Here is a 17,934-nt window from a genome sequence, read left to right as displayed (position 1 = left end):
CCTCGTCCTCGAACCACTCCCGCAGCACGCTCTTCCACATCCCGTCGAACCTCTCCCAGTCATCCCGCAGAAGGCCCCCCGGCCACCTCGCAGGAAGCAACTCATCCGGCAGAAGAGGATCGGCCATCAGATGATGCGTCACCGCAGCCGCGATCATGAACCCCGGAGCCAGAGCCTCCACACTCCCCACCTCCAGATCGCACAGCACGATCGCCATCGACCGCCGCAACCGGTTCGCCAGATCCCGCCACCCGTCCAGATCCCAGATACGGCCCACGAACTCCCGAGGATCCCCCTCGACCCTCGCCTCCACCGCATAGCACTGCTCACGCACCAGCGCCCGATCCTCAAGACGGCGCCCCGGATCCAGATTCCCCGGCCGGGTCCACACCCCCTCGCGGAACTCACCCAGATTCAGATTCGTCATCGCGGCGCGCAACGCCAGGCGATCCACCGCCTCACGCCGCTCAAGATGCACGATCTCCATTTCGAACGCGCCGTCCCACGCGATCAGGTTCGGCGTACGACTGGAGAATTGCCGCAGACGCCTGTCCCTGAGCCTGCCGTCCAGATGGTAGAGACCACCCTCGCTCTTGAGCTCTCCGGCGGACGTCATGCGGGACAGGGTGACCCTGGTCGTCCCCTCGGGCACGTTGAACAGGTTGGCGAACTGGACGATCCGCCGGCTGCCGATCCCCGAATCCTCGACGCCGAGAAGCGCCGAGGCGATGATCGACCGCGCCTTCAGCGGACGGAGGCCGAGGTCACGCCATACCTGCTCGTACTCCACCGCCGCCGGCCCCTCACGCATGCCCGCACCCGCCGCTCTCGGTATGCGCCGCCGGTCTCCCCCGATCGGCGGGCACGTGCAGGGGCCACCACAGGATCGGAGGCATCTGATCTATCGAATGAAACATGACGGATCCTTTAGGCGCATCGCGAAGTCTGGTTCTGCGGGACATGCGTGCTTCGTACATCCAAGGCGAAATGCCGGGTCATTCACTCAGGGCGAGGCATCCGCGCTCCCTGCGCCGACCTCCTCCCAGGCCAGATCTTACATCTTTCGGCAACAGATGGTCTGTACATGTAACGAGCGGCGCCATCGATCATGCGAGGCACGCCCTCACCGCCGAGCGGATCGGCGGTGGCGCACGTTCGTGATCCGCGTTAACAGAAGATGTCCCGACACTTCCGGCGCAGAGGCCGACCCAGACCACCTTCGCCCAACCTCATGGCGGCAAGCCGCTCACATCACCCCTGATCAGGGGTTGAGCATTGTTGCCCCGGCGTTTCGCCGACGCCCTTCACGAGGGCCCCAGAGGGGACTTGCGGGCGGCAAAGAAGCCCGTACGCAGGGGGTTGACGCTGCTGTAACTATCTGCCAGCATCTGGTTTGAAAATGTAATAAGCCGATGGGCTGCGGATCCACATCGACTTCGAGTCCCTCAATCTAACTCAGGAGGAGACGCCATGAACCTTCACACCCCCCTTCGATGTGCAGGACTGCAGCCGAAGCGCACGCGCGTGTGGCGGCTGCGCGGTCTGGCCACCGCCCTCTCCGCGAGCCTGCTGCTCGTCAGCGCCTGCGGCACGAGCGACACCGCCGAGCCGGCCAAGCCGGCGGCGGGCGGCTCGGGCGCACCTGAGACGAAGAGCTTGACGGTGGGCTACCTGCCCACCGCCGACTATCTGCCGGTATTCGTCGCCGTCCAAGAGGGCTACTTCAAGGAAGTAGGCCTGGAGATCACCACCAAGGTGATGCCGCCGGGAGCACCCGCGGCGGCGACGGTGGGCGGGTCCCTCGACGTCGGCGGGGTGCCGTGGACGGCGCACCTTCTCGCGATGGACACCGGCATCCCCATCGTGGCCGTGGCCGGCAGCACGAGCGGGGTGCCGAAGTTCGCGTCCTACCTCGTGCCGAACGACTCGGACATCAAGTCCCCCGCCGACCTGGTCGGAAGGTCCGCCGCCGTGAGCGGGTCTCCGGGAAACTGCGACATGCTGCTGGAGGCCACGCTCAACAAGGAGGGCGTCCCCGGCCGGCCGAAGTATGTCCAGCTCGGTGCCTCACAGATGGAGGCGAGCCTGAGCAAGGGTGACATCGAAGCCGCGTGCGTGCCGCAGCCGATCCAGGGAAGCATGCTCGCCACCGGCAAGTACCGCGTCGTCTTCGATGTGTTCGGCGGCGACTTCCAGGGCTTCCCCCTGATCGGCTATAACATTCGAAAGTCGTTTGTCGACCAGAACCCCAACACCGTGGCGGCGTTCCGGAAGGCCATCGTCCGGGCCAGCGACAAGATCAACAGCGATCCGGCCATCGTGCAGAAGACGCTTCCCACGTACACGCAGTACACGGCCGATCAAGCCAAGAACATCGTCCTTCCGAAGTACACCCCGGAGATCGACCGCGCCAGCCTTGAGAAGCTGGTCGGCATCCTCCAAGACCTCAAAGTCGTGAAGAACAAAATCGAGCTCCCGCAGTACAACTAGGCACGTCGCCTGGGTGCGGGCTTCAACATGATCGGAGGTGGGCAATGACTCTTGGCAATGTACGGCAGGTCGAACCGGCAACCGAACCCACCGGGAACGACCGGGCAATGCAAGCGCCTCTACCCGCCAAGGGGAGAACAAAGAAGTCATTGCAGCCGGTTGTCCGGGGAGCCGTCGGAGTCGCGGCCTTCGCGGTCTTGGCACAGGTCGCCACCTCAGCCGGTTGGCTGGGAAGCGACTTTCCCACGGCCACCCAGGTGCTATCCGAAATGTTCACACTCCTCAGCAATGGAGAATTCCTCTTAGACATCGGCTGGAGCCTGTACGCGTGGGCGCTCGCGATGGTGCTCTCACTGGTCATCGCGGTGCCGCTGGGAGTGCTGATCGGATCGATTCCCGTGGTGGCGAAGGCGACAGCGGTGCCCATCGAGATTCTGCGGACACTTCCGTCTGTCGCACTGATCCCCATCTTTATTCTCGTGCTCGGATCCGACACGCAAATGAAAGTGGTTCTCACGCTCTTTGCGACGGTTTGGCCGATCCTCTTCAACACAGTATACGGCATGAAAGACCTTGATCCAGTCGCGTTGGCCACCGCGCGCAGCTTCCGACTGCCCAGAACGGCAGTGCTCAGAAGGGTGGTGCTCCCCAGCGTCGCGCCGTTCGTGCTCACCGGCGTTCGGATTTCCGCGGCCCTCGGCCTCATCATCGTGGTCGGTTCGGAGCTGGTCGCCGGATCGTCCGCCGGTATCGGCGCCTACATCCTGGACGCCAGCCTCTTGGGGACGACGACCGTCGTCCTGGCCGGGTCGGTCGTCACCGGGATACTCGGCACGGCCGTCAACGCCGGGCTGACGATCCTTGATCGAATCCTGTTCGCCTGGAGGCTCAAGATGACGGCGGCGGACCGATGACGGCGGCGGTATCGGTGCGAGTCCCGAGCCGGTCCACACGGCTCGGGCGGACTCTGGGAAATCTGGCCCTGCACTGGGCGATCGTGATCGTGGCCCTGGCGGCCTGGCAGACCGCCTCCACCTCCAGCGGATCGGCCTACTTCCCGCCGCCGTCCAAGGTCTTCAGCACCATGTGGGACCTGCTGTTCTCCGGCCCTCCCCCCCTCTTCCTGACCGACCTGGTGCTCGGCGACATCCTGACGAGCGTTTGGCGGCTCTTCGCGGGATGGGCGATCGCCGCCATACTGGGCGTGGCCGGAGGTGTCCTGATCGGCTCCTCCAGTCTGGTGTCCGACCTCTTCAAACCGGTCATGGACTTCATGCGCTCCATTCCAGGTCCCGCACTGGTCCCGGTTTTCCTTGTGCTGCTGGGCACCGGCAGCGAGATGCGGGTGTCGCTGATCGCCTTCGTCGCGGTCTGGCCCGTTCTCTTGAACACCGTGGAGGGCGTCCGAGGCGTCGACCGGGTCAAGCGGGACACCGCCAGCGTGTTCAGCATGGGGCGGCTCGCCACACTGCGACACGTCACCCTCCCGGCGGCGAGCCCCAAGATCGTGGCCGGACTCCGCGTCGCCGTGGCACTGGCCCTCAACGTGATGGTGCTCAGCGAGCTCGTCGCCGGCACCGACGGCATCGGCCACTTCGTCAATATCTCTCAGGCCTATTTCCGAATAGCAGATATGTGGTCCGGAATCGTCGTGATCATCGTTCTCGGACTCGCTCTCAACGTCGTCTTCAGGCAGATAGAGAACCGACTTCTCAGATGGCACGCGGACGAGAGAAGACGCTGATCGCACCGCGTGGACGGCCATGAACGCGCGAGCACGGCGACCAGACATCCATGACGACCGGATTTCACCGACAGGAAAAGCGATGTCCACACAGCCACAGCAGCCTATCCTCGAGGTGGATCGGCTTCACCATGAATACTCGGCCGGAAGGCCCGCCATCGATTCGGTCAGCTTCACCATCGGCAGTGGAGAACTGGTCTCGATCGTAGGACCGTCCGGCTGCGGCAAGACGACCTTGATGAAATCCATCGCGGGCCTGATGCGCTTCACCAGTGGAACGGTCCGATTGCGGGGGCAGGACGTCAACGACGTGCCGGCGGACCTCGCCATGGTGTTCCAGGACTACGGCAGATCTCTGTTCCCCTGGATGACCGTCGAGGCCAATGTCGAGCTGCCGCTCCGCTACCTGCAGGTGAGCAAGCGGGAGAGAAAGGACCGGACCGCCCACGCACTGGCCGAGGTCGGCCTCAGCCGTGACAGCGACAAATATCCATGGCAATTGTCCGGTGGAATGCAGCAGCGTGCCGCCATCGCCCGCGCGCTCGCCTACCGTCCGCGCCTTCTGCTGATGGACGAGCCGTTCGCCTCGGTCGACGCCCAGACACGATCCGACCTTGAGGACCTCGTGGCGGCCGTGCACAGGAAACACGGCACCACGATCATGTTCGTCACCCACGACATCGACGAGGCCATCTACCTCGGTGACCGTGTGGTCGTCCTGACGGGAGCCCCGAGCCGGACGCTCAAGGAACTGCCGATCGATCTACCGGCCGACCGCGATCAGATCGAGACGAAGGCCACCAGCGAGTTCATCGCCTTGAGGTCCGAGGTCGCGCTCCTCATCCGGCAGGCGGTGGCCGAGTCGGGCCACCGCCGTACCCCCCAAAGCTGAGCTCTCTTCCGCCTCATCCGCTCCTGTGTGCGCCGCGCCGGAGGGGATTGCACGACGCCGCTCCTTGCGAGCGCCTTTCGAAGGGAATGCACTAATGACCGACAAGAGCACCTCAGCTGGAAAGCCCCGGCTCTCGCCTGCCGAGCGCGACCGCCGACACGCCCTCGTGCGCGGGTATCTGCGCGACGCGGAGGTCGACGCCGTCATCGCCAGTGGCTTCAACGCCTTCTACCTCACCAACGGCCTTCCCGGCGAGAACTTCGCGATTCTCCCGACCGACGAGTCCACGCCGCTGACGGGTTTCGTCAACGGCCGCCACATCGCCGACATCCCCGTGCAGACGCTCCTGGACGCTCAGGACTGGGTGACCGACATCCGGCCTGCGAGCGACTTCGTCCATTCGCCGATGCAGGTGGGTGACACCGCGGCGATGGTCGGCCGCATCAAGGAGCTGGGTATCGGCCGCGGCGGGCGGGTCGGCGTGGACGCCGGCCTGAGCCACCTGGTCGTCGAGCAGTTGAGCGCCGCGCTGCCCGGCGTGGAACTGGTCCAGCTCGCCGACGTGTTCATCAGCGCGCGGACGCTGAAGAGCGAGGAAGAGCAGGCGATGATCCAGGAGGCCTGCCGCATCTGGGACTCGGCGGTGGAGTCCATCCGCCGCTTCGCCCGGCCGGGGCGCCTCGGTGCGGAGATCGTCCACGAGGGCATCCGCGCCATGTGGGACGAGGGCGCCGACATGGATACGTGGCTCTTCCTCTCCTTCGGCAAGCACGCCTCGCAGAACCCTGCCGTCGCCGAACTGTGCCATTCCCGTGAGGTCCAGCGGGGCGACATGCTGACCCTGACGGCCATGGCGCGCTACGGCGGCTACGCCGGGCACACCGACCACCAGATCTCCGTCGGGGAGCCCAGCGCTCTGCACACCGCGATGTTCGAGTCCATTCGCGCCGTCCGCGAGGAGGTCCTCAGCCATGTCAAGCCCGGCGCGCTGCACTCGGAACTCACGGTGGCGTATCGCAAGGCCGCTCAGGAAACCCCGTTCCAGTTCTCCCACCACTCGCAGATCCACCAGTTCGGCATCGCCGTACCGGAGTACCCGGGCAGCAAGCACCGCGTGAAGCAGGAGTTCGTCCCCGGCAAGCAGGAGCAGCCCGACTTCGTGCTCGCTCCGGGCATGGTCTATTCGATCTCGCCCACGCTGATCTCGGCCGACGGGAAGGACACGTTCCTCGGCGGCACCGCTCTGGTGGTGACCGAGGACGGCTACCGCATGCTCCAGAAGCACGAGATCGAGATCCTCGTCACCGACGGTGCGTGACCGCATCTCGACCCCGTGACCGGTCGACGCCCGTCGACCGGTCACCGCCGATCCTTCTCTTTCACGATTGGATACCGGCAGCTCATGCTTGACCTGACACAAGACTTCCGCACCCTTCCCAGCCGCATGGCTCTCAAAGTGGCTCGCGGTTCCCGCGACATGGACTCGCCGCCGCCTCCGGATGTGCAGCCGCCGTGGGACATCCCCGACGTCGTGGCCGTGACGGCCGCGGTGTCCGGGCGGATCGTCCGTGAGAGCACGGACCCGTCCGACAGGTATGCCCAGGACTACGAGTCGTTCGTCGACGCCGCGGTGGCGTCCATCGAGGCGGGGGCCTGCGGGGTCCACATCGACTTCGGCGGGCTCCCCGCGATCCAGGACTCGGGACTTACGGTCGAGGAGAGCTACCAGAAGCTGATCCCCGCCATCACCGAGCGCGTCGGCCGCGACTGGGTCGTCGACGCGAACATCCTGCGCGGCGACAACTTCGCCGAGAACATGTTCCCCATCACCTCCGGCCTGGCCGAGACGGCCCCCATGGCCTCCAGCCACCCCGTGGAGTGGATGGAGGCCGCGGCCCACCTGGTCACCGAACGCGGCGGCCGCGTGATGTTCTCCATCCACTCGGCCGCCGAGGTGGAGCTCGCCGAGCGCCTGGTGCTGTCCAAGAACATCCTGCCCACGCCGACGTGCTGGATCATCCTGATCGGTTATCCGTACACCGAGGCGAGCGACCGCCTGGCGACCTACCTGAAGCACCCCAAGGCCATGATGTTCGAGCTGATCCAGATCGTGGACCGGATCAAGGAGATCGACGCGGGGGCGTTCATCCAGGTGTGCGCCGCCGGCCGGGCCGGCCACTATCTGGCCACCACGGCGATGCTGCTCGGCCTGCACGTGCGCGTGGGCACCGAGGACTCGGCCTTCCGCTACCCGCACCGCGACGACCTCGTGACCGACAGCGCCGAGATGGTACGGCGTGCCGCGGCCACGGCCGAGACGCTCGGCCGCAGGCTCGCCACGCCGGACGAGCTGCGTGCCCTGATCGGCATGCGGCCCAAGGGCATGGGAACCGGGTGATGCCCGGGTGATGGGACATGTCTGACACGGCGGCCAAGCTCACGCGCACCCGGCAGCGGGTCGCGATGACCGATGTCGATCTCGTGCAGATCAACTTCCGGGCGTACTTCCGCTGGATGGACCACGCCTACATGCAGATCCTGATCGACCTCGGCCATCCGCTGAGCCGACTGCTGGAGGCGGGATCGGCCACCCCCGCCGTCGACGCCCGCTGCAACTACCGGCGGCCGGTGTCGCTGGACGACGAGGTGGACGTGCTGAGCTGGATCAGCACCGTGGGCACGTCGAGCTACGAGGTGACCCACGCGTTCACCCATCGCCGGGACCTCGTGGCGATCGGTTCCGTCAAACACGTCTGGATCGGCCTCGACGACGCGCGGCCACTGCCGGTCCCCGGGTGGCTGCGCGACGCCCTCGTCACGGCCCCCGACGCCTCGGCCGCCCCTGGACGGGACGACCCGCTCGGCGTGGTGATGCGGGTGCGGCGAATCCTGACGAGCACAGAACAAGGAGTGGACACATGGCGGGCCCCCTAAGCGGAATCCGCATTCTCGAGAACGCGAACAACATCAGCGGCCCCTACGCGGGAATGCTGCTCGCCGACCTCGGCGCCGAGGTGATCAAGCTGGAGATGCCCGGCACGGGCGACCCGTTCCGCCGGTGGAGCGGCGACGCCGGGGAGATCACACCGCAGTTCGCGGCCTTCAACCGCGGTAAGAAGAGCATCACCCTCAACCTGAAGACCGAGCAAGGCCAGGACGCCTACCTTCGCCTCGCCGTGACCTGCGACCTCGTCTTCGAGAACTTCCGCCCCGGGACGCTCGACAAGCTCGGCATCGGCTACGAGGCGCTGCGGACCCTCCGACCGGACATCCTCTACTGCTCGGTGTACGGCATGGGCTCGCAAGGCCCCCTGCGGCACCGCCCGACGTATGACGGGATCGCGCAGGCGATCAGCGGCCTGTGGAGCCAGCTCAGCGATGTCGACGCCCCCGTGCCGGTCGGCCCGGCGCTGGCCGACCAGCTCACGGGCCTGTTCGCCGCCTACGGCATGCTGGGCGCGCTGGTCGGGCGGGCGCAGTCGGGCAAGGGGCAGCAGTTCGAGCTGAGCATGCTGTCGGCGAGCATGGCGTTCCTGACGCACCCCATCGTGGACTACGAGATGACGGGGCTGGAGAGCGGCCCCTACACCCGGCCGCGCCGCTCGCAGACGTATTCGTTCGTCGGGAGCGACGTGAAGCCGTTCGCCATCCACCTGTCCTCGCCGCAGAAGTTCTGGGTCGGCGTGGCCACGGCGGTCGGACTGCCGGAGCTGGTCGACGATCCCCGGTTCGCCACCAAGAAGGCCCGCATCGAGCACTACGACGAACTGCACAGCACGCTCGCCGAGCGGTTCGCGACCAAGCCGAGGGCCGACTGGCTCGCGGCTCTGGACGAGTACGACGTTCCGGCGGCGCCGATCCACAGCGTGTCCGAGGCGATCGCCGAGCCGCAGGCGGCGGCGCAGGACATGATGCAGACCTTCGGCTCCGGTGACCGCGCGCTGCGGATGGTCGGGTTCCCGGTGCGCTACGCGGAGACGCCGAGTGCTCCGGACCTGCCTCCCCCCGCGCTCGGGGAGCACACCGACGCTGTGCTGGGCGCCCTGGGATTCAGCGCCGACGACCTCGGCGATCTGCGTGAAAAAGGAGTGATCTAAGCATATGGAGATCAAGGCGATCGACTGCCACGTACACCTGCGGGACGACCTCACGGTCCAAGCCCTGGGTGCGCGGGCGCACCAGCAGGCGAAGTACTTCGGGGGCGAGCTGGAGGTCGTCAGCGTGGACGAGCTCGCCGACCAGTACCGCGAACGCCAGATGATGGCCGTGCTGATGAACAGCTCGGACATCACGACGTCCGGCACGAAGCCCGTGCCGAACGATCACATCGCGGCAGCCGTACGGAAGCACCCGGATGTGTTCATCGGGTTCGGCGTCATCGACCCGTGGCTCGGGAGGATCGCGAAGGACGAGATCAAGCGGTGCGCGGAGGAGCTCGGCCTGGCGGGCATCGGGGAGCTGAACCCGGGCCGGCAGAAGTTCCACCCGAACGACCCGCGGTTCTACCCGCTGTGGGAGGAGGTGGCGACGCACGGGATGCTGATCACCTTCCACAGCGGCTTCATGGCGTCCGGCGCGGGAACCCCGGGCGGGCGCGGCTACAAGCTGGACGCGTGCCGGCCGATTCCCTACCTGGACGACGTGGCCGCCGACTTCCCCGAGCTGACGATCATCGGCGCGCACCCCTCGTGGCCGTGGCCGGAGGAGAACCTCGCCATCGCCCGGCACAAGAGCAACTTCTACATTGACATGTCGGGGTGGGCGCCGAGGTATTTCCCGGACTCCCTGGTGCGCTACGCCAACTCGATCCTGCAGAACCAGTGCCTGTTCGGCTCGGACTGGCCGGCGCTGACGCCCGAGCGGTGGATCGAGGAGTTCGACGCGCTCGGTTTCAAGCCCGAGGTGCGGCAGAAGATCCTGCTGGAGAACGCGAAGACCCTCTTCAAGATCGCCTGAGTCGCAGGGCGCAAGCGAACGGCCACCGCACGGAGATCGTGCGGTGGCCGTTCGCTGTGGAGCCCGGGTTTCCGGTCACCAGGTGTAGAAGCCCTGCCCCGTCTTCTGTCCGAGCTCGCCCGCGGCGACTTTCTCCCGCAGCAGCGCCGGCGGCGCGAAGCGGGGGCCGAGGCGGGAGTGGAGGTACTCGGCGATGGCCAGCCGTACGTCCAGACCGACGAGGTCGGTCAGTTTGAGCGGGCCCATGGGGTGACGGTAGCCGAGCACCATGGCGGTGTCGATGTCCTCGGCGGAGGCGACGCCCTCCTCGACCATGCGGATGGCCTCCAGGCCGAGCAGCACGCCGAGGCGGCTGGTGGCGAAGCCGGGCGAGTCGTTGACCACCACGCCGGTCTTGCCGATCCTGTCCACCCATTCCCGGGCGCGGCCGAGCACCTCGCCGGGGGTGTTCGCGGTGACGACGATCTCGACGAGCCGCTGGACCGGGACGGGGTTGAAGAAGTGCAGTCCCACCAGCCGCTCGGGCCGGGTGAGCGCGGCGGACAGCTCGCCGATGGACAGGGAGCTGGTGTTGGTGGCCAGCATCGCGCCGGGCGCGATCCTTTCCTCCGCCTCGGCCAGCACGGCCGCCTTCAGCGCGGGGTTCTCGGGTACGGCCTCGACCACGAGGCCGGCGTCCGAGGGCACCTGGCCCATGGCGAGGTTCTTCAGCAGCCCGTCCGCCGGGGCTCCGCCCTTGGACTCGGCGATGGCGAGCCCTCTGGCGATGCGCGCGTGCGCCGCCTGCGCCTCCGGCTCCTGCACGGTGACATGGCAGCCGGCAGCGAGGAATACCTGGGCGATACCCGAGCCCATCCTGCCGCCGCCGATGACCGCGACGTTCACTTGCCTCTCCTATCCAGGAATTTCTTCATCCGGGCGTGCTTGTCCGGGTCTTCGAAGAGCACGGCCTGCGCGAGCTGGTCCGTCACGGGGTGCGCGCCGGGCGGCGCGTCGAGCACCAGCTTGGTGAGCCGCAGCGCGGTGGCCGACATCGCGGTCATCCCGTCGATGAGACGGTGGGCCGCGGCCTCCACGTCCGCGGGCTCGTGCAGGGAGGCGACCAGCCCGCTGTGCAGCGCCTGCTCGGCCTCGATCGTGTGTCCGGCGAGCAGGACGAGCTTGGCGAGCGGCTCGCCGACCAGGTCCTTCAGCCGCCAGCAGGCACCGGCTCCGGCGATGATGCCGAGGTGCGGCTCGGGATTGCCGAACCTCGCGCCGGTGCCCGCCACGCGGATGTCGCAGGCGTAGGCCAGTTCGGCGCCGCCGCCCAGGGCGTAGCCGTTCACGGCCGCCACCGTGGGCATGGGAAGGCGGCGCACGCGCTCGAGGAGCGTGCTGTTGATGCCCTGGAGCGCCTGCTCCCGGCCCCGGTCGATGAGCTCGGCGATGTCCGCGCCCGCCGCGAAGAGGCTTTCGCCGCCGGTGAGCAGCAGCGGCCGCGGGGAGGTCTCCAGCCGGTCGCACACCCGGTGGAGCTCGGCGATCATCTCGGCGTTGATGGCGTTGCGCGCCTCGGGCCGGTGCAGGCGGACGACCGTCCGGTCGTCGCGTTCGTCGATCAGCAGCGTGTTCACAGCCGCTCCACGAGTACGGCGACGCCCTGGCCGACGCCGACGCACAGGGAGGCCAGGCCGCGCCGACCGCCCTCGCGTTCCATACGGCCGAGCAGCGTGACGACCAGCCTGGCGCCGGAGCAGCCGAGAGGGTGGCCCAGCGCGATGGCCCCGCCGTCGGCGTTGACGGTCTCGGGGTCGAGGCCGAGGCGGCGGACGCAGGCCAGCACCTGCGGCGCGAACGCCTCGTTGATCTCGACGGTGTCCAAGGTCTCCCAGCCGGTCCGGGCGAGGGCCTTCTGCGTGGCGGGCACCGGGCCGAGGCCCATCAGGTGCGGCTCCACTCCGGCGGAGGCCGCGGCGACCAGGCGGGCGCGCGGCGTCAGGCCGAAGCGCTCCACCGCGGCGGCACTGGCGACCACGATGGCGGCGGCGCCGTCCGACAGGGGCGACGACGAGCCCGCCGTCACGATGCCCGGGTCGCGGAAGATCGGCTTGAGGCGGGCCAGCCGCTCCAGGCTGCTGTCCGGCCTGGGGCCCTCGTCCGCCGCGGCCTCGCCGACCGGGACGATCTCCGCGGCGAACCTGCCCTCCTTCGCGGCGGCCACGGCGCGCTCATGCGAGCGCAGCGCCCACGCGTCGGACTCCTCGCGCGTGATGCCGTCGAGGGCGGCCACCTCTTCGGCGGTCTCCCCCATCGAGAGCGTCGTGCGCCCGTCGAAACGCGGGTTGACGAGCCGCCACCCCAGGGAGGTGTCGGCGACCTCTCCCGGTTTGGCCCACGGGGTGCCCGGCTTGGCCATCACCCAGGGCGCTCTGGTCATCGACTCGACGCCGCCGGCTACCACCAGGTCGGCCTCGCCGGAGCGTACGGCCTGCGCCGCCGACGCCACCGCGGTGAGGCCGCTGGCGCACAGCCGGTTCACGGTGTAGCCGGGCACGGTGACGGGCAGCCCGGCGAGGAGCACGGCCATTCTGGCGACGTTGCGGTTGTCCTCGCCCGACTGGTTGGCCGCGCCGAGGACGACCTCGTCGACGGCCTCGGGGGCGGCGCCGCTGCGGCGCAGCGCCTCCCCCACGACGAGCGCGGCCAGGTCGTCGGGGCGGGCTCCGGCGAGCGCTCCGCCGTACCGGCCGATGGGGGTACGCACGCCGCCCACCAGGTAGACGTCGTTCACGGCGCCCCCGTCCCGGGGGAACCGGCACCGGCACCGGCAGGGACACCGGCGGGGACACCGGCGGGGACACGGCCGGTCGATCGCCGAGCGGCTCCGACCCCGGGTCCCACGGGAATGATCGAACATGGTCGTTGTCGGATCGACAAGGCAATCTTCTCCTTCGACCCCGTATCCGGGGCGGTCTCTACCCGAAGTCGAATTCGGTGCCCAGGCCGCGTGCCCGGGCGCGTTCGTACACCGCCGAGGCGATGGCGATGTCCCAGAACCCGCCTTCGGAATCCTTGAAGACGATCAGTTCCTGATCGGAGGTGCGGGACGGGATCCGGCCCGAGGTGATGTCCCCGAGCTCCTGGACCGCGTCCCAGCCGAGACGGTCCTCCTCGGCGAGCCTCATCAGAGGGTGGCTTCCATCGTTGCGGCGCCAGGCGTCGTACCACCCCTGTTCGTGGAGCTTGGACCCGACGACCACGCGGTCGGCCGCGAGGTGCACCGAGTGGTCGACCTCGCTGGGCCGACCGTAGCTCAGCACCAGCGCCCCCTCACCGGTCACGTGGTCGGCGTGGAGCACCGGTTCGATGGAGGGGGTCCCCACCAGCACGATCTCGGCGCCCTCGGTCGCGTGCGCCACCGAGGAGACGGGGACGACGGAGACGCCCAGCTCTGCGGAGACCTTCTCGGCGAACGCCGTACGGCCCGCCTCCGCACGGCTGAAGATGCGCACTTCTTTGATGGAACGTTCCGCCACGATGGCCGACAGCGTCAGCGCGGCGTTGCTGCCGCTCCCGATGAGTCCGATCGAGGCGGCGTCGGGACGGGCCATGGTGCGTGTCGCGATCGCCAGCGTCGCGGCGATGCGCAGCGGTCCGAAGGGGTAGGCCATGGAGGCGAGCAGCTGTCCGTCGGCCTCGTTGTAGAGATTGGCCGTGACCGGCAGGGTCGCGGTCGTGAAGCGGCCCGCCGGGCCGACGCGGACACCCATGCGCTTCGGCGCGCCGACCGCGCCGCTGACCATGCGCAGGCCGCGGCTCTCCATCGCCAGCATGGCCGGGGGAAGGGCGTCGACGTTGCCGGCGGCATGCGCGTCGGCCGCCTCGATGAGGACCTGGACGGCGGTCGGCAGGTCCATCACCTGCCGGACCTCGTCACGGGTGAGCAGCAGCGTCATTATCAGGCTCCTGAGGTGTTGATCCACACGGTCTTGATCTCGGTGTACTCGTCGATCGCGTCTGGGCCGTTCTCCCGGCCGAGGCCGCTGTCGCCCACTCCCCCGAACGGAACGCCGTATCCGGTGTTCCGGTAGGTGTTGATCCACACGGTGCCCGCGTGCAGCCGCGAGGCCATCCGCTGCGCCCGGTTGAGGTCGTTCGTCCAGACGCCCGCGGCGAGGCCGAAGGCGGTGTCGTTGGCGATGTCCAGCGCCTGGGCTTCGTCGGCGAACCTGAGGAGGCACACGACGGGCCCGAAGATCTCGTCGCGGGCGATCGTCATCGCGTTGCCGACATCTCCGAAGACGGTGGGCTCGATGAACAGGCCGTCGGCGAGCGCCGGGTCCGCCGGTACGGCACCGCCGGCCAGCAGCGCGGCCCCCTCGGACAGCCCGGTGTCGATGTAGCGCAGCACCTTGTCGTATTGGGCCCTGTTGGCCATCGTGCCGATCTGGGTGGACGGGTCCATCGGATCGCCGAGGCGTAGCGCCCGCACGCGTTCCACGAGCTTGGTGCTGAAATCGTGGTAGATGTCCTCCTGGATGAGGACACGCGACCCCGCCATGCAGCTCTGCCCCGCGCCGCCGAACGCTCCTCGGAGCACGCCCGTGAGCGCCGCCTCGAGGTCTGCGTCGGCGAAGACGATGTTCGGCGACTTGCCGCCCAGCTCCAGCGTCACGCGGGTGAGCTGCGCCCCGGCGGCCGATGCGATCAGCCGTCCCGTGGCGGTGGAGCCGGTGAAGGCGACCTTGTCCACCCCGGGGTGGGCCACAAGGTGGGCGCCCGCCTCCCGCTCGCCGGTCACCACGTTGACGACGCCCGGCGGGAAGCCCGCCTCCAGCACGAGCTTGACGAACTCCAGGGCCGAGACGGGCGTCGTCTCGCTCGGCTTGACGACGATGGTGTTGCCGGCGGCCAGCGCCGGGCCGAGCTTCCAGATGAGCAGCGCGAGCGGTGAGTTCCACGGGATGACGGCGGCCACGACGCCCACCGGTTCGCGCACCGTGTAGGCGAACAGGCCGGGCCCCTGGCTCGGCAGGGTGCGGCCGGAGAGCGTCTCGGCGATTCCGGCGTAGTAGTAGCAGTAGCCGCGGAGCGCCTCCGTCTGGCCTCTCACCTCGTGGCCGAGCCTGCCGTTCTCGTTGACCTGCGACCGGGTCAGCTCGTCGATCCGCTCGCCGACGAGGTCGCCCAGGCGGCGCAGCATCCGGGCCCGGTCGGCGGGCAGAGTGGCGCGCCACCCGCCGTCGAGCGCGGCCCTGGCCGCGGCGACCGCCCGGTCGACGTCCGCGGGCCCGGCGGAGGGCGTCGTGGCCCAGACCTTGGAGGTGTACGGATTCACCGAGTCCAGACGCGCGCCCTCGTCCGCCTCACACCACGTGTCGCCGATCAGCATGAGGTAATGCTCGATCCCGACCTCGTCTGCCGCGTCGCGGACTTCGGACGCGCTCAACGAGTACTCCCTCCAGCGTCGAACAGCAGCGACTTGACGATCAGAGGCACGACCTCGGCCGGCTGTACGAGAGCGCCGAGGTCCACGTAGTCGAACGCGGCCAGGGACAGGCTGTCCACGCACACCAGCGGGGCCGACACCGACAGCTCGTCGGTCAGCAGCCGATGCAGGGAACGTGCCAGATCGACGTCGAGAAGCACGACCAGGGGGCGCCCGCGCTCAAGGTGGTCGGCGAACCCTTCGGCGATGCCCTCGGCCAACTCGCGCAGACGTGCGTAACTGGGGGGGCCGCTCCACTGGACCGTCACCGCACGGGCCTTGACCAGTGCGTCCTCCTCGACCGGCTCCCGTGCCACCGAGATCGCTTTGGCGATCTCCGCGGCGCCGGCCGTGGCCAGGTCCACGGCAGGCGCCACGACCGGCACGTTCACGAGAGGAAGGATGTCCGGGTCGGAGATGCCCAGCGTGTTTCCGCTCACCGACACCGTGAACTGGGACGCGCCGATGGCCGTGGCCCGGATGGGGTCGGCGCTTGGCCGAAGGAGCGTGCCGTAGCGCCCCTCGTCGAGATCGTGCCGGATCCCGCGCGCGATAGGCGCGCCGAGGTCGCGGAAACCGGCGGCGGATTCGCCGTAGATCATCTCAGCGACACCACCGGAGAAGCTCACCCCGGAGGGCCGTACGTCCGACGGGCGATCGTCGAACAGGATCAGCTCGGTCAGGATCGGGGACGCGCCTTGGACCTCACCGGTCGCGAAGGCCAGCACGATCGCCGCGAACTCCGCGGCCAACCGCTCCTCGTCGGCGACGCTCAGCTCCGCGCCGATGGCGAGTGGAATGCCGAGCCGACGGGCGACGGCCTCGGCCGGCTGGTCCATGCGGACCACCCTCCGGCCGTCAAGCGCGACGAGCCGCGCGCCCACCTCGATCGCCGCAGAGCCGACGATCTCACCGTCGGCGATCAGCGCGAGTTTCGTCGTGCCGCCCCCGATGTCGATGTGCAGCAGCGGCTCGCTCCGCTCACGGGACAGCTCGACGGCACCTGAGCCGTGGGCCGCGAGGAAGGTCTCCAGCTTGTGCCCCGCGGAGGCGCAGACGAACCGCCCGGACTCGTCGGCGAACAAATCGGCGATCGCGCGCGCGTTGCGCCGCTTGAGGGCCTCTCCGGTGAGGATGACGGCCCCGCTGTCGATGTCGCCGCGGCCCAGCCCTGAGTGCTCCAGTTCGCCCCGCACGAAGTCCCCAAGGCGCACGGTGTCGATGTCGCCCGAGTCGAGGTACGGCGTGAACAGCACGGAAGAGCGGTACACCAGCTCGCGGGTGTGCACGACGAAGCGGCTCGAATGGGCGTCGGCCATGCGCTGCAGCCGTACCCTCGAAACCATCAGGTGGGACGTCGCGGAGCCGACGTCGATGCCGACGGTCGTCAGCTCGACGTTCTCGATCTGCCAGAGGTAGGAATCGCTTTTGTCGAGCTTGGCCAGCGCCTCCGCGGTCTCACCGCGGGGGTCGAACATTTGCCCGTGGCCGTGACCATGCCCATGCTCGTGGCCGTCCCCCCCGTGTCCGTGGCCGTGACCGTGCCCCTCGCCGTGCCCCTCGCCGTGCCCCTCGCCGTGCCCCTCGCCGTGCCCCTCGCCGGGGTCGGCGGCGTGCCCGCCGGCCCCGGCACGGTCGGCTTCCGCGGCCGAGGTCATCGAGCCGCTCCAAAGGCGACACCGAGATGGTGTGTGAGGTCCGCCCAGGAGCGCTCGTCGGCCAGCTTGTTGTAGCCGGCGGCGGGCACACCGTACAGATCGGCCCCCGGGTTGGTGAAGCTGTGCTTCGCGCTTCCGTAGACCGTCACCAGCCAGTCCGCGCCCGCCTCGTCCATTTCCCGCTCGAAAGGCGGAATGGTGTCCAGCGGGCAGAGGGGGTCGGCCCCGCCGTGGTAGACCAGCACCGTCGGCTTGACCGCCCCTGCCTGGGCCGGCGCCTTCGTCACGAGATCACCGTGCAGACTGGCCGCCACGGCGATGTCGGCGCCGTCGCGGGCCAGTTCGAGGGCGACCGTACCGCCGAAGCAGTAACCGACGACGGCGAGTCGCGCCGGGTCCACCTGCGGGTGAGCGGCGAGCGCGTCGAGGCCGGCGCGGGCGCGGCGGCGGAGTGTGACCGGATCCGCCTTGAGCGGGCCCACGTACTTCATGCCGTCGTGCAGGCCCGACACGGGTGCGCCGTACATGTCCAGGATCAGCGCCACGTAGCCGAGATCGGCGAACCTGGCCGCATGCCTCTTCATGTGATCGCTGACACCCGCGGCATCCGGCGCGATGACCACTCCCGGCCGCTTGGCCGCCTCGCCGCCGTTCACGGCGAGGAAACCCGTCAACGTGAGATCTTCATCGCGGTAGGAGAATTCACCGGCTGTCATCGGGATCG

At 68.7% G+C, this 17,934-nt stretch carries 17 protein-coding genes; 9 read left to right on the top strand and 8 right to left on the bottom strand.

Translation table 11 applies throughout. The features are described from left to right. The coding region (locus BLQ73_RS14305; RefSeq protein ID WP_093170916.1) for a PaaX family transcriptional regulator C-terminal domain-containing protein at nt 1-811 on the bottom strand (811 nt) is incomplete at its 3' end. A 659-nt stretch (nt 812-1,470) separates the two neighbouring features. Here BLQ73_RS14305 and BLQ73_RS14300 point away from each other — a divergent pair. The 9 genes from BLQ73_RS14300 to BLQ73_RS14260 all read left to right on the top strand — a co-directional run bounded on the left by BLQ73_RS14300 (nt 1,471) and on the right by BLQ73_RS14260 (nt 10,082). After that, nucleotides 1,471-2,490, top strand: a complete 1,020-nt coding sequence (locus BLQ73_RS14300; protein WP_093170915.1) for an ABC transporter substrate-binding protein — start codon at nt 1,471-1,473, stop codon at nt 2,488-2,490. Between the two features lie 269 nt (nt 2,491-2,759). Further along, nucleotides 2,760-3,404 carry an ABC transporter permease gene (locus BLQ73_RS14295; RefSeq protein WP_176955444.1) on the top strand — a complete coding sequence of 215 codons (645 nt, stop codon included), beginning with the start codon at nt 2,760-2,762 and terminating at the stop codon, nt 3,402-3,404. Beyond that, entirely contained in the window at nt 3,401-4,234 is an 834-nt protein-coding gene (locus BLQ73_RS14290) for an ABC transporter permease (RefSeq protein WP_093170913.1), read from the top strand. Before BLQ73_RS14295 ends, BLQ73_RS14290 begins: the two co-directional genes overlap by 4 nt. A gap of 82 nt (nt 4,235-4,316) precedes the next feature. Beyond that, entirely contained in the window at nt 4,317-5,126 is an 810-nt protein-coding gene (locus BLQ73_RS14285) for an ABC transporter ATP-binding protein (protein ID WP_093170912.1), read from the top strand. A 94-nt stretch (nt 5,127-5,220) separates the two neighbouring features. Next, nucleotides 5,221-6,444, top strand: a complete 1,224-nt coding sequence (locus tag BLQ73_RS14280) for a M24 family metallopeptidase (protein ID WP_093170911.1) — start codon at nt 5,221-5,223, stop codon at nt 6,442-6,444. An 84-nt stretch (nt 6,445-6,528) separates the two neighbouring features. Next, on the top strand, nt 6,529-7,524 hold the full coding sequence (locus BLQ73_RS14275) for a 3-keto-5-aminohexanoate cleavage protein (protein ID WP_093170910.1): 996 nt from the start codon (nt 6,529-6,531) through the stop codon (nt 7,522-7,524). Nucleotides 7,525-7,541: 17 nt separating this feature from the next. Further along, nucleotides 7,542-8,060: an acyl-CoA thioesterase gene (locus BLQ73_RS14270; protein WP_093170909.1), complete on the top strand. Its 519-nt coding sequence runs from the start codon at nt 7,542-7,544 to the stop codon at nt 8,058-8,060. Continuing rightward, on the top strand, nt 8,045-9,223 hold the full coding sequence (locus tag BLQ73_RS14265; RefSeq protein ID WP_093170908.1) for a CaiB/BaiF CoA transferase family protein: 1,179 nt from the start codon (nt 8,045-8,047) through the stop codon (nt 9,221-9,223). Before BLQ73_RS14270 ends, BLQ73_RS14265 begins: the two co-directional genes overlap by 16 nt. Nucleotides 9,224-9,227: 4 nt before the next feature. Beyond that, complete coding sequence (locus BLQ73_RS14260; RefSeq protein ID WP_093170907.1) at nt 9,228-10,082, top strand: amidohydrolase family protein; 855 nt, start codon at nt 9,228-9,230, stop codon at nt 10,080-10,082. A 75-nt stretch (nt 10,083-10,157) separates the two neighbouring features. Here BLQ73_RS14260 and BLQ73_RS14255 read toward each other — a convergent pair whose 3' ends face one another. The 7 genes from BLQ73_RS14255 to BLQ73_RS14225 form a co-directional block, all read right to left on the bottom strand. Further along, entirely contained in the window at nt 10,158-10,967 is an 810-nt protein-coding gene (locus BLQ73_RS14255; RefSeq protein ID WP_275936289.1) for a 3-hydroxyacyl-CoA dehydrogenase family protein, read from the bottom strand. Then, nucleotides 10,964-11,698 (bottom strand): enoyl-CoA hydratase/isomerase family protein, encoded by a 735-nt coding sequence (locus BLQ73_RS14250; RefSeq protein WP_218125854.1) that lies wholly within the window; start codon nt 11,696-11,698, stop codon nt 10,964-10,966. Before BLQ73_RS14250 ends, BLQ73_RS14255 begins: the two co-directional genes overlap by 4 nt. Further along, the gene (locus BLQ73_RS14245) at nt 11,695-12,855 is read right to left on the bottom strand and encodes a thiolase family protein (RefSeq protein WP_218125853.1); all 1,161 of its coding nucleotides are present in this window, start codon (nt 12,853-12,855) and stop codon (nt 11,695-11,697) included. The genes BLQ73_RS14250 and BLQ73_RS14245 overlap by 4 nt, the downstream gene beginning before the upstream one ends. Before the next feature lie 184 nt (nt 12,856-13,039). Then, nucleotides 13,040-14,020 carry a hypothetical protein gene (locus BLQ73_RS14240; protein ID WP_093170904.1) on the bottom strand — a complete coding sequence of 327 codons (981 nt, stop codon included), beginning with the start codon at nt 14,018-14,020 and terminating at the stop codon, nt 13,040-13,042. A 2-nt stretch (nt 14,021-14,022) separates the two neighbouring features. Continuing rightward, nucleotides 14,023-15,513 carry an aldehyde dehydrogenase gene (locus BLQ73_RS14235; RefSeq protein ID WP_218125852.1) on the bottom strand — a complete coding sequence of 497 codons (1,491 nt, stop codon included), beginning with the start codon at nt 15,511-15,513 and terminating at the stop codon, nt 14,023-14,025. Then, on the bottom strand, nt 15,510-17,210 hold the full coding sequence (locus BLQ73_RS14230; RefSeq protein ID WP_093170903.1) for an ethanolamine ammonia-lyase reactivating factor EutA: 1,701 nt from the start codon (nt 17,208-17,210) through the stop codon (nt 15,510-15,512). The genes BLQ73_RS14235 and BLQ73_RS14230 overlap by 4 nt, the downstream gene beginning before the upstream one ends. Next, on the bottom strand, nt 17,207-17,926 hold the full coding sequence (locus BLQ73_RS14225) for a dienelactone hydrolase family protein (protein ID WP_093170902.1): 720 nt from the start codon (nt 17,924-17,926) through the stop codon (nt 17,207-17,209). Before BLQ73_RS14225 ends, BLQ73_RS14230 begins: the two co-directional genes overlap by 4 nt. Nucleotides 17,927-17,934: the final 8 nt, after the last annotated feature.

Origin of the sequence: Sinosporangium album, assembly GCF_900100605.1 — a bacterium.
Classification (GTDB): Bacteria; Actinomycetota; Actinomycetes; order Streptosporangiales; family Streptosporangiaceae; genus Sinosporangium; species Sinosporangium album.
Note: the sequence above shows the minus strand (reverse complement) of the source record. Positions and strands in the feature narration are given on the sequence as shown.

Coding starts and splice junctions, on each gene's coding strand:
- BLQ73_RS14300 (WP_093170915.1), top strand. CDS start 1,471: ATGAACCTTCACACCCCCCTTCGATGTGCAGGACTGCAGCCGAAGCGC.
- BLQ73_RS14295 (WP_176955444.1), top strand. CDS start 2,760: ATGTTCACACTCCTCAGCAATGGAGAATTCCTCTTAGACATCGGCTGG.
- BLQ73_RS14290 (WP_093170913.1), top strand. CDS start 3,401: ATGACGGCGGCGGTATCGGTGCGAGTCCCGAGCCGGTCCACACGGCTC.
- BLQ73_RS14285 (WP_093170912.1), top strand. CDS start 4,317: ATGTCCACACAGCCACAGCAGCCTATCCTCGAGGTGGATCGGCTTCAC.
- BLQ73_RS14280 (WP_093170911.1), top strand. CDS start 5,221: ATGACCGACAAGAGCACCTCAGCTGGAAAGCCCCGGCTCTCGCCTGCC.
- BLQ73_RS14275 (WP_093170910.1), top strand. CDS start 6,529: ATGCTTGACCTGACACAAGACTTCCGCACCCTTCCCAGCCGCATGGCT.
- BLQ73_RS14270 (WP_093170909.1), top strand. CDS start 7,542: ATGTCTGACACGGCGGCCAAGCTCACGCGCACCCGGCAGCGGGTCGCG.
- BLQ73_RS14265 (WP_093170908.1), top strand. CDS start 8,045: ATGGCGGGCCCCCTAAGCGGAATCCGCATTCTCGAGAACGCGAACAAC.
- BLQ73_RS14260 (WP_093170907.1), top strand. CDS start 9,228: ATGGAGATCAAGGCGATCGACTGCCACGTACACCTGCGGGACGACCTC.
- BLQ73_RS14240 (WP_093170904.1), bottom strand. CDS start 14,020: ATGACGCTGCTGCTCACCCGTGACGAGGTCCGGCAGGTGATGGACCTG.
- BLQ73_RS14230 (WP_093170903.1), bottom strand. CDS start 17,210: ATGACCTCGGCCGCGGAAGCCGACCGTGCCGGGGCCGGCGGGCACGCC.
- BLQ73_RS14225 (WP_093170902.1), bottom strand. CDS start 17,926: ATGACAGCCGGTGAATTCTCCTACCGCGATGAAGATCTCACGTTGACG.